Source organism: Peptacetobacter sp., from assembly GCF_029264495.1.
Lineage (GTDB): Bacteria > Bacillota > Clostridia > Peptostreptococcales > Peptostreptococcaceae > Peptacetobacter.
Genome location: NZ_JARIBH010000014.1, coordinates 1 through 10,787 on the forward strand (window position 1 = coordinate 1; position 10,787 = coordinate 10,787).

General features: G+C 28.6%; 11 protein-coding genes. All 11 read right to left on the bottom strand.

The genetic code is table 11. From position 1 onward, the window contains the following. Positions 1-647, bottom strand: a 647-nt coding sequence (locus Q1J78_RS01160) for a zinc ribbon domain-containing protein (protein WP_301118244.1), incomplete at its 3' end; no start/stop codon positions are given. 51 nt (positions 648-698) lie between these two features. Beyond that, the gene (locus Q1J78_RS01165) at positions 699-1,343 is read right to left on the bottom strand and encodes a zinc-ribbon domain-containing protein (protein WP_300278723.1); all 645 of its coding nucleotides are present in this window, start codon (positions 1,341-1,343) and stop codon (positions 699-701) included. 18 nt (positions 1,344-1,361) lie between these two features. Beyond that, positions 1,362-1,724, bottom strand: coding sequence for a DUF2085 domain-containing protein (locus tag Q1J78_RS01170; RefSeq protein WP_300278726.1), 363 nt, complete (start codon positions 1,722-1,724; stop codon positions 1,362-1,364). Next, entirely contained in the window at positions 1,725-1,997 is a 273-nt protein-coding gene (locus Q1J78_RS01175; RefSeq protein ID WP_300278729.1) for a zinc-ribbon domain-containing protein, read from the bottom strand. It abuts the gene before it with no gap. A 311-nt stretch (positions 1,998-2,308) separates the two neighbouring features. After that, a complete protein-coding gene (locus Q1J78_RS01180) occupies positions 2,309-3,223 on the bottom strand; it encodes a transketolase family protein (RefSeq protein WP_300278732.1) in 915 nt (304 codons plus the stop codon). After that, a complete protein-coding gene (locus tag Q1J78_RS01185; protein WP_300278736.1) occupies positions 3,223-4,044 on the bottom strand; it encodes a transketolase in 822 nt (273 codons plus the stop codon). Before Q1J78_RS01185 ends, Q1J78_RS01180 begins: the two co-directional genes overlap by 1 nt. Positions 4,045-4,125: 81 nt before the next feature. Then, on the bottom strand, positions 4,126-5,247 hold the full coding sequence (locus Q1J78_RS01190) for a PIN/TRAM domain-containing protein (RefSeq protein WP_300278739.1): 1,122 nt from the start codon (positions 5,245-5,247) through the stop codon (positions 4,126-4,128). 169 nt (positions 5,248-5,416) lie between these two features. Further along, complete coding sequence (disA, locus tag Q1J78_RS01195) at positions 5,417-6,487, bottom strand: DNA integrity scanning diadenylate cyclase DisA (RefSeq protein ID WP_300278742.1); 1,071 nt, start codon at positions 6,485-6,487, stop codon at positions 5,417-5,419. 3 nt (positions 6,488-6,490) lie between these two features. Beyond that, positions 6,491-7,867, bottom strand: a complete 1,377-nt coding sequence (radA, locus tag Q1J78_RS01200; protein ID WP_300278745.1) for a DNA repair protein RadA — start codon at positions 7,865-7,867, stop codon at positions 6,491-6,493. A 136-nt stretch (positions 7,868-8,003) separates the two neighbouring features. Then, a complete protein-coding gene (locus Q1J78_RS01205; RefSeq protein WP_300278749.1) occupies positions 8,004-9,929 on the bottom strand; it encodes an elongation factor G in 1,926 nt (641 codons plus the stop codon). Between the two features lie 191 nt (positions 9,930-10,120). After that, the gene (gene bilS / locus Q1J78_RS01210) at positions 10,121-10,621 is read right to left on the bottom strand and encodes a flavodoxin family protein BilS (protein ID WP_300278752.1); all 501 of its coding nucleotides are present in this window, start codon (positions 10,619-10,621) and stop codon (positions 10,121-10,123) included. Positions 10,622-10,787 lie beyond the last annotated feature (166 nt).

Genomic DNA, 10,787 nt, shown 5'->3' on the forward strand with positions numbered 1-10,787 from the left:
ATATTTGTATTTACAGAATACCATGATTCATATACTTTTCCATTATCTCTATCTAATACATTTAAAAAATTAATTGTTTCATTCATATTATCTACAAAAACTTTAAACTCATAATTTCCCATAGATAAATCTGTACTTTCTACATTAAAAAGAGTTCCATTTTTATATTCTTTTTTTGTATTAAATACATATCCTTGCATTGCTTCTTCTACGGTAACAGTAGCTCCACCATTAGGATAAAAACTATTCTTTAAATTATCTAAATCATTATCATAATCAGTACATAATTCTCCACAAGGGCATTCCTCTAAATAATCATATACCTCTTGTACTTCAGCATTTTCAATTTCTTCATTATTATATTCTTCAGAATTTTGCTCATCTTCTTCAATTTCTTTATCTTGTAACTTTGATTCCTCGTCTAACAAGTTAAGACTATTTTGAATTCTTTCATTGATTATTTCATCTCTTTTTTTCATAAATTTATATCCTATAAATAATCCAGCTATCAATAATACTACTAATACCACTACAAGTACTATGACTATTATTTTTTTATTATTCGAAGTATTTTTCCAACCACATTTTGGACAAAATTTATCTTTATCTGATAAAAAAGTTCCACACTTCGGACATTGTTTTGACATCATTAATCACTTCCATATCTAAAAATATTATTTCTATATAAATATACCATTTTAAAAAAGAGTAATTATAGATGTTATTCCTAATAATATAAGCAATGCATAGAATACTACAACACAAACAACATTAATAAGTGCACCTTTACCTACATCCTTTGCTGTTTTAGGCTTTTCATCCTTCCAAATAAGATATAAAATTAAACCTACAAGAGGAATACAACAACCTAATAGATTCCATCCTATACCTCCCTCATCTGTTACAGGCCTTTTTTGAGGTACTCCACAATTCGGACAAATTTCAGCATTTTCACTTATTTTACTCCCACAATTTATACAAAATACTTTCCCATCTTCATTATATTTCTTACCACAATTTGTACAAAATACCTCTCCATCATCTAGTCTTTTATTGCATTTAGAACATATTCTAATTTCGGTTTCTTTTTTTTCTATATCTATTTTATTTTGAATACAACTAACATTCTCTTTTTTTTCTTCTTCTACATTACTTTTTTCTATATCTAAACTACTTTCTTTTTCTTCTATACACTTTTGTTCATCAACTTCTTTTATAGGTTTCTCCTCTACTATTTGATTAGTTTTTTCTTTTTCAGAATTTTTAAAGTCATATCCGCAATGTATACATTTCTCAGCTAAATCAGATATATTTTTTCCACAATTTGGACATTTTATAAGCATATTTAAATCCTCCTGTTATTATTTATAGGCAAAACCAATTTTTCTTCCCAATAAAAACATATATATAGTACTTCTTAGGAACAGTGATCCTAGAGAATACCCAAATAGAAATCCAGTTAAAAATCTTTTAGTATTATTACTTTCATAATTTGTTACAAGCTGTACCCCACCATCTAAAATCATAGGAATTATAAAAATAATTAATGTTATTATTTTAAATTTATATATCTTATAAAAACAGAATGATATTATTATTCCAACTAATTCTCCTGTGCATCTACTACATATAGGAAATTTTTTGCCTTTAATATAGAATGAACGACTAGGCATTCCATGACATCCAAAGCAAATAGGTAGCCACTTATAAATAAATTTAATCATTTAAAGAGAACTACCTAATGAAAATATAAATAAATAATATAACATTAGTAATACAAACCCTACAATAGCTCCTTTAATTGAATCTTTAGCTGTTTTAGGTTTTTCATTTTTCCAAACAAGATATAGAACTAGACCTACAATTGGTATACAACATCCTAATAAACTCCATCCAAATCCACCTTCATCTGATGGCTTAACTCCTTGTGAAACTCCACAATTTGGACATATTACAGCTTTATCATCTATTTCTCTTCCACAGTTTTTGCAATACATTTTATAATCCCCTTCACATTAAATTTATATTTCAACATAAGTATACATTATTTTTATTTTTATGTGAATGCATATATATATATCTTTATATAAAATTTTATTTTTAAAAAATATATAATTTATTATATTTCTAATATTTAATCATTTTCTTATCATCCATCTCATTTTAAAAACGTCCCCTTACATTAGGCTCAAGGTAAATATATTTAAAAATATGGACGAAAAAAAGGAAACGAAATTAACAGCGACAATGCAACTTGATTGCCTGGAGCGTTAATTCGTTTCCTTTTTACGTTTCTATTTTAAACTATTTATTTACAAGCTTTAACTATGTCTGCTGCTGTTAATCCGTAATGTTCTAATAATGCAGCTGGAGTTCCTGACTGACCGAAGCAATCTTTAACACCTATTCTAGTTACTTTAACTGGATGTTCTTCTGCTAATAATTCACATACAGCAGAACCAAGTCCACCTATTATACTGTGTTCTTCAGCAGTAACAACTTTTCCTGTTTTCTTAGCTGATGCTAAAACAAGTTCATTGTCTAAAGGTTTTATTGTAGATATATTTATTACTTCTGCATCTATTCCTTCTGCTTTTAAAGTTTCAGCAGCTTCTATTGCTTTAGCAACCATTATACCTGTAGCTATTATTGATACGTCTTTACCTTCTTTAACTACTTCACCTTTTCCTATTTCAAATTTATAAGAATCATCATGTATAGTTGGAGTAGCAGCTCTACCAAATCTTAAATACATTGGTCCAACATATTTAGCAGCCGCTAATACCATCTGTCTAGCTTCTACATCATCTGCTGGATTTAATACTACCATGTTTGGTAAACTTCTCATTAAAGATATATCTTCTATTGCCTGATGACTTCCACCATCTTCACCAACTGTAACACCTGCATGTGTTGCAGCTATTTTTACATTTATATTTGGATAGCATATAGAGTTTCTTATCTGTTCAAATCCTCTACCTGCTGCGAATATAGCAAATGTACTTGCGAAAGGTATTTTTCCTGATACTGCAAGACCTGCTGCTGTACCCATCATATCACCTTCTGCTATACCCATATCAAAGAATCTTTCTGGGCATGCTTTTTTAAACATTGCTGTTTTTGTAGCTCCTGCTAAGTCTGCATCAAGAACTACTATATCTTTATTTTCAACTAATTCTACTAGTGTATTTCCATAAGCCTCTCTAGTTGCTGTATTTGCCATTATTTAAGTCCTCCTTCTAAGTCTTCTAATGCTTTAACTGTTTCTTCAGCGTTTGGAGCTTTACCATGCCATCCAGCCTGGTCTTCCATGAATGATACGCCTTTACCTTTTACTGTTTCACATATAACTATAGAAGGTCTTCCTTCTTCTTCTTTAGCCATTTCTATAGCTTTTTTTATCTGATCGAAATCATGTCCATCTATAGATATTACATTCCATCCGAATGCATCGAATTTTTTAGCTATTTTTCCAAGACTCATAACTTCATCATTAGATCCATCTATCTGTAAACCATTGTGGTCTAAGAAAGCTATTATGTTGTCTAATTTATAATGAGCTGCACTCATAGCTGCTTCCCATATCATACCTTCCTGAACTTCTCCATCTCCAAGAAGAGCATAAACATTGTAGTCTTTACCATCTAATTTAGCTGCTAAAGCCATTCCATTTGCTGCTGATAATCCCTGTCCTAAAGAACCTGTTGACATATCTACACCTGGAGTTTTTTTCATATCAGGATGTCCCTGAAGCATAGAACCAAATTTTCTAAGTTTTAATAATTCTTCTTTTGGGAAGAATCCTCTTTCAGCTAGTACTGCATATAATGCAGGTGCTCCATGACCTTTAGAAAGAACAAATCTATCTCTGTCTTCCCATTTTGGGTTAGATGGATCTATATTCATAGTATCGAAGTATAATACTGTTAATATATCTGCTGCTGATAAAGATCCTCCTGGATGACCTGATTTTGCTTCTGAAACTGACTTAATAATGTCAATTCTTACTTCTTTTGCAATAGCTTTTAATTCATTATTGTTCATTTCAATAATTCCTTTCTATTTTTATTTTCTGTATTTTGAAAACTTGAATTTCAGTTTTCTATTTTCATTTTTTATTTTACATTAATTTTTAGGTTTTGCAAATATCATTCTTCCAGCTGGTGTTTGAAGAACTGATGTGACTAGTACTTTTATAGTCTGATTCATGTATTTTCTTCCGCCATCTACAACTATCATAGTACCATCATCAAGATATGCTATACCCTGTTGAGATTCTTTACCCTCTTTTACAACTTGAACTACCATATCTTCTCCAGGTATTGCTACTGGCTTAACAGCATTTGCAAGTTCATTTATATTTAAAACCTCAACTCCTTGGAATTGTGCAACTTTATTTAAATTAAAGTCATTTGTAACAACTTTTCCTCCTAAAACTTGTGCTAATTTAAGTAGTTTACTATCTACTTCTGCAATTTCAGGGAAATCTTGTTCACTTATTTCAACTTCTATATTTAATTCTTTTTGAATTATGTTTAATATATCTAGTCCTCTTCTACCTCTTACTCTTTTTAAATCATCTGCTGAATCAGCTATATGTCTTAACTCTTCAAGTACAAATGCTGGTATTATTAATTTTCCTTCTATAAAACCAGTCTGGCATATATCAGCTATTCTTCCATCTATTATTACACTAGTATCTAAAACTTTTGGAGGTATATTATTAGTACTTTCTTTTATACCTTCTTTTTCACATTCATTTTTATTTTCATCTTCTTTATCTTTTACTATACTAGCTGCTAATTTTCTATTTATTCTACCAAAGTTTGCAAGGTCATTTTTACTTTTTAAAGCAATTCTAATTCCTAAATATCCTAATATTAAATACACTAATACAGATATTGCTTTACCTACTATAGGTATAGAATTTATAAGTCCACTTACTAGATAAGCTATTACAAATCCAACTATCAACCCTACAGAACCAAGTAATATATCTACTTGAGGATATTTAGATATTTCTTTTTCTGCTGCTCTTGTTATATGTTTTATTTTCCTCATAAACCACGGCTCTATTAAATAAAAAATAATTCCTAAGATTAGACCTACTATAACAGATACTATAGCCTCATGTGTTTTATTGTTGTATGTTAATATATTAAAATTCTGTGTTAATGATATATAGGTAGAAGAACCTATAATTAATCCTAATCCACCAATTAAAAATCTTATAATCTTTTTAATCAATGTATCACCTCCTCTATTATATTTTATTATTATAGACTAAAAATTCACTTATGTACAATAAAAACAGCAAATTTCACTAAAATTTCATTGTTTTTAATATTTTTTTACATTATTATTTCATCAATTAATTATATTTTTATTTATTTTATTAATAATATAAATGAAAACACTAAATATGTCTATCTAATAATGCTAATTGTTTCATTTTTATCAGCCCATTTTTTATATATGTTGCTCTTATTTCACCTATTCCTTCTACATCGTCTAATTGTTCTATACTTGCAGCTAAAATTTCTTGAAAATCGTCAAAATAATTCACTAGATTTTCTATTATACTTCTTGGTAATCTATGTATTTTATTTAATATTCTATAACCTCTTGTCTTTATCGGCATATCCATATTTTCAGATATACTTGTATATCCTAAAATTCTAGCTATATTAGTTAAATCTAAAAGTTCATCTTCTGAAAGATTTGATAATTCTTCTCTAAAATCTTTAGATGCTATATGTGTTCCATAATCTTTTATAACCAATTCCCGATCTTCTCTTGTACTACCCATAAGTTCTTCTAGCTGCATTTTTATTAAAGTACCTTCAACTCCAAGTTCTAAAAGATAACTTTCTATTATATCTGTTACCCTCATTACCATTTCAACCTTTTGTAAAACTAAAACTGCATCATAAATAGTTACAAATCCATTAAATTCCAAAGTGTTTAAGCTCACAATTGCTTGGTCTAATACTGATTTGTATTTTTCAAGAGTTTGAAGTGCTTGATTGGCTTTTGTGAATATTTTTGAAATATCCTCAACAACATATTTTTGATCGCCTTTATATACAGATATAACATTTCTTCTTTGTGATATAGCTATCACAATAGCATTTGTCTGTTTAGCAACCCTTTCTGCTGTTCTATGTCTTGTTCCAGTTTCCGATGTTTTTATAGAATAGTCTGGTATTAATTGCGTATTTGCATAAAGTATTTCATCTACATTTGAATTTAATACTATAGCTCCATCCATTTTTGCTAATTCATAAAGGTATGATGGTGTATATTCTACATGAATTGCAAATCCTCCATCTACTAAATCCAATACACTATCATCATTTGCAATTACTATAAGACCTCCTGTTTTAGCTTTTAAGACATTATCTAGTCCCTGTCTAAGAGGAGTTCCAGGAGATATCATTTTTAGTACTTCTTTCCTCATAGTTTTATCTGTTACAAATAAGCTCATGTACTATTCTCCCCTCAATACTATATTTATTGCCTGTCTAACATTTTCAACAGGCCAAATTTCTATACCTTTTATATCCTTTACAGCCTCATAATTTGATTTTGGAATTATTATTCTTTTAAATCCTAGTTTTCTACATTCTGATATTCTTTTTTCAATGTAACTAACACCTCTTATTTCACCTGTTAATCCAACCTCTCCTGTTACAGCTATATCTTCTTTTATAGGTATATTTCTAAATCCAGATGCAACAGCAAGTATCACACCTAAATCCATAGATGGTTCATTTATTCTTATACCACCTGCAATATTTAAATATACATCTTGATTTTGTATTTGTAATCCGGCTCTTTTTTCAAGCACTGCTAAAAGTAAATTTACTCTATTGAAATCTATTCCATTTGCTGTTCTTCTAGGTATTCCAAAACTTGTTGGTGCTACAAGTGCTTGAAGTTCTAAAAGCATTGGTCTTGTTCCTTCAACGGTAGATACTATCACAGATCCAGATGCATCTTTTGGTTTTTCTGAAATAAGTGCTTTTGATGGATTTTCTAATTCTTTTAATCCTTTTTCATCCATTTCAAATACACCTAGTTCATTTGTAGATCCAAATCTATTCTTTACCGCTCTAATCAGTCTATATGTATTGTATCTTTCACCTTCAAAATATAAGACTGTATCAACCATATGCTCAAGTATTTTAGGACCTGCTAAAGATCCCTCTTTTGTCACATGACCTACAACAAATGTTGATATTCCCATTTTTTTTGAAATCTTCATAAATCTAGAAGTACCTTCTTTTATCTGACTTACTGTACCTGGTGCAGATGATATATCTGGTGTAAATACAGTCTGAATTGAGTCGACTATTATAAGGTCTGGATTAAATCCTTCTAAACTCAATTCTATTATACTTAAATTATTTTCTGCCATTATATAAAGATTCTCTGATTTTACACCTAATCTTTCAGCTCTCATTTTTATTTGAGATTCTGATTCTTCTCCAGATATATAAAGAACTTTTTTACCTGATTGTGCAACACTTTCAGACACTTGTAGTAATAATGTTGACTTTCCTATACCTGGATCACCACCAACTAATACAAGTGAGCCTCTTACTATTCCTCCACCTAAAACTCTATTTAATTCATCTATTCCACTTGAAAATCTTTCTTCATGTTTTATAGTTATAGAATTTATACTTTGTGGTTTTTGTGATGTTTTATCTATTATAAATGTTTCTCTATTATTTTTAGAACTTTTATCTTCTATTTCCTCAACGAATGTATTCCATTTCATACATTCTGGGCATTTTCCAAGCCATTTTGGGTTTTCATAACCACATGATTGGCATACATATTTTGTTTTTATTTTCGCCATTTTAAATTTTACCTCAAAAAAATATTGTCCTATATAATTTTATCATATATATAGGACAATATCTTGAAAATATTATGTAAAACTTCAACTTTTATTCATTTTAATTTTAAATTCTTAGATTTATAAGTTTTTAATTTTATTTTTTTGCAGCTGCAACTATTTTTTCTGCTATTTGACTTGGAACTTCTGCATATCTAGCAAATTCCATTTCAAAATATCCTCTACCTTGAGTCATAGATCTTAAATCTATAGCATACTTAAATGTTTCTGCTTGAGGAGCTTCAGCTGTTAATACTTGTTTTCCATTATCTGTAGGTTCCATTCCAAGTATTTTTCCTCTTCTCTTATTTATATCTCCCATAACATCTCCCATATATTCATCTGGTATTGTTATTGATAATTTCATTATAGGTTCTAAAAGTATTGGTTTTGCTTCTTCCATACCTTTTTTGAAAGCTATTGATGCTGCCATTTTAAATGCCATTTCTGAAGAATCGACATCGTGATATGAACCATCATAAAGAGTAGCTTTTATATTGCAAACTGGATAACCTGCTAATATTCCTTTTGCCATACTTTCTTTTAGACCTTTTTCAACTGCTGGAATGTATTGTTTTGGAACAGATCCTCCAAATATTTCTTCATCAAATTCAAATTCCTTTTCACTTCTTTCAAATCTGATTTTTACATCTCCATACTGTCCATGTCCACCAGATTGTTTTTTGTGTTTTCCTTGAACATCTGATTTTCCTTTTATTGTTTCTCTATATGCAACTTTAAGGTCGCTTAGTTCTACTTCTGTTCCAAATTTATCTTTCATTTTATTTACTATTGTTTTTATATGTAATTCTCCCTGTCCTCCTAAAAGAGCTTGTTTTGTTTCTGCATTTCTGTAGAAATGAAGAGTTGGATCTTCTTCAGTTAATTTTGCTAATATTGTTCCAACTTTTTCATCATCATTTTTATTTTTAGGACTTACAGCGTAATATATCTGAGGTTTAGGGAATTTTATTTCATCTTCTGGTATTTCATCTTTACAAGTAGATATTGTATCTCCTGTTTTTAATGTCGCTGATTTAGAAACTATTATTATATCTCCTGCATTAGCTCCATCCACTTCAATTAGTTCACTACCATTTATAGTGTATATATTAGATATTTTATCTTTTATATCTCTATTAAGATTATATACATCTGTTTCTTTTTTAATCTTTCCTTGAACTACTTTTATATAAGACATCTTTCCTACAAATGGATCTATAACTGTTTTGAATACCTGTCCTTTAAATGGACTTTCTGTATCAAGACAATTAGGTTCTATATAACTTGATATAGTTTCTATTATTTCCTTTGTTCCTATATTATTTATAGTTGAACCAGATATAACAGGTATAATATCTCCTTTATGAACACCTATTATAATACCTTTTTGTATTTCTTCTTTAGTTAATTCTTCACCACTAAAATATTTTTCAAGCGTATCATCATCTGTTTCTGCTATTAATTCCATAAGAGCTTCTTTCATACTAAGTGCTTGTTCTTTAAATTCGCCTTCTAAATCATCTACATTTTCAAATACATTATGTAATTTGATAAATTTTTTATCTCTATACACAGGACTTATCATAGCTATTATTTTATGAGCAAATTTATTATTAAGCATTTCTATAACATCTTTATATCTAGCTTTTTCATTATCTATTTTATTTATAAACATTATCTTTGGTATTCCATCAGTTAATTCCAATGCTTTTTCTGTTCCTACTTGTAAAGGATCAGTTGCATCTATTACTATAACTGCTAAATCACATACTTTTAAAGCTGATATGACATCTCCACTAAAGTCAGAATAACCTGGAGTATCAAGTAAATTGAACTTATAATCATCATATTCTATTGGAATAAGACCCATGCTATAAGTCATATTTGCTTTTGCAGTAAGTTTGGGTATCTTTTTTGTATTAGCTACGTGAGAAATAGTTTCTATAAGATTAGTTTTCCCACATCCACTATGACCTAATATTGCTACATTTCTTAACATTTTGCTATCATATACTTTCATATGAACACCCACCTTTGAGAATAGTAATTTTTTAATATTTATTTATAAAATAATTTGCTGTTCTTTCTAAAGCTGAAAAACAACTCTATAATATACTAAATTCTATATATAAATACGTTTTCCTTTTTTATTTTTAAAAATTTTTTTATTTTTTCGAAAAATTTCTAATCTATTCTTTTTATCATAATTTTCTATTTTTTAACTATATTTCTAACTATATTTTTTAATCTAGATATATCTTTATCATCTGGGTGAGATAGTGCTATATCAAAATTTTCTATTGCTTTTTTCATAAATTCATCATCTGGATTTTTTTCAAGAGCAAGCTCATATTTTTCTCTAACTCTTTGATTCATCTTTCCTTGACACATAAATCCATCTAAAACCTCACAATCTTCTCCTATTATAGATTTAGTTCTTTCTAATACCATATCTAAATATTCAGGTGCTCCTGCTCCTGCACTACCAAATAGTACTATTTTTTTACCTTTTAATTTTGATAAAAATTCTTTTATTTCTTTATTACAAATTCCTTCATCAGTCCAAAATCCTACAAATATTATATCTGCATTTATAGCCTTTTCATCTGGTTGTCCTTTATATACACACTCTTCTCCTAATACGTCTATAACACTATTAGCTAATAATTTTGTATTTCCTGTTGATGTTGCATATACTACTGAATAATTCATAATATCCCTCTTTTCTATTATTAAGTATTATGTCCTTAGAGATCATTTATATTTTTTATATAATCTTTCTTCATAATTTTATTAATTGAACAATTTGTAATAAATATAATGAATGAGCATAATATAACAAAGCTAAAAAATGTAAATAATATAAAATTAATATTAA

Bases quoted from the DNA above. Each gene is read 5' to 3' on its own strand.
- Q1J78_RS01165 (WP_300278723.1), bottom strand. From the start codon at position 1,343: ATGCTTATAAAATGTCCAAATTGTGGAAAAAATATATCTGATTTAGCT.
- Q1J78_RS01205 (WP_300278749.1), bottom strand. From the start codon at position 9,929: ATGAAAGTATATGATAGCAAAATGTTAAGAAATGTAGCAATATTAGGT.
- Q1J78_RS01185 (WP_300278736.1), bottom strand. From the start codon at position 4,044: ATGAACAATAATGAATTAAAAGCTATTGCAAAAGAAGTAAGAATTGAC.
- Q1J78_RS01170 (WP_300278726.1), bottom strand. From the start codon at position 1,724: ATGATTAAATTTATTTATAAGTGGCTACCTATTTGCTTTGGATGTCAT.
- Q1J78_RS01180 (WP_300278732.1), bottom strand. From the start codon at position 3,223: ATGGCAAATACAGCAACTAGAGAGGCTTATGGAAATACACTAGTAGAA.
- radA (WP_300278745.1), bottom strand. From the start codon at position 7,867: ATGGCGAAAATAAAAACAAAATATGTATGCCAATCATGTGGTTATGAA.
- disA (WP_300278742.1), bottom strand. From the start codon at position 6,487: ATGAGCTTATTTGTAACAGATAAAACTATGAGGAAAGAAGTACTAAAA.
- bilS (WP_300278752.1), bottom strand. From the start codon at position 10,621: ATGAATTATTCAGTAGTATATGCAACATCAACAGGAAATACAAAATTA.
- Q1J78_RS01175 (WP_300278729.1), bottom strand. From the start codon at position 1,997: ATGTATTGCAAAAACTGTGGAAGAGAAATAGATGATAAAGCTGTAATA.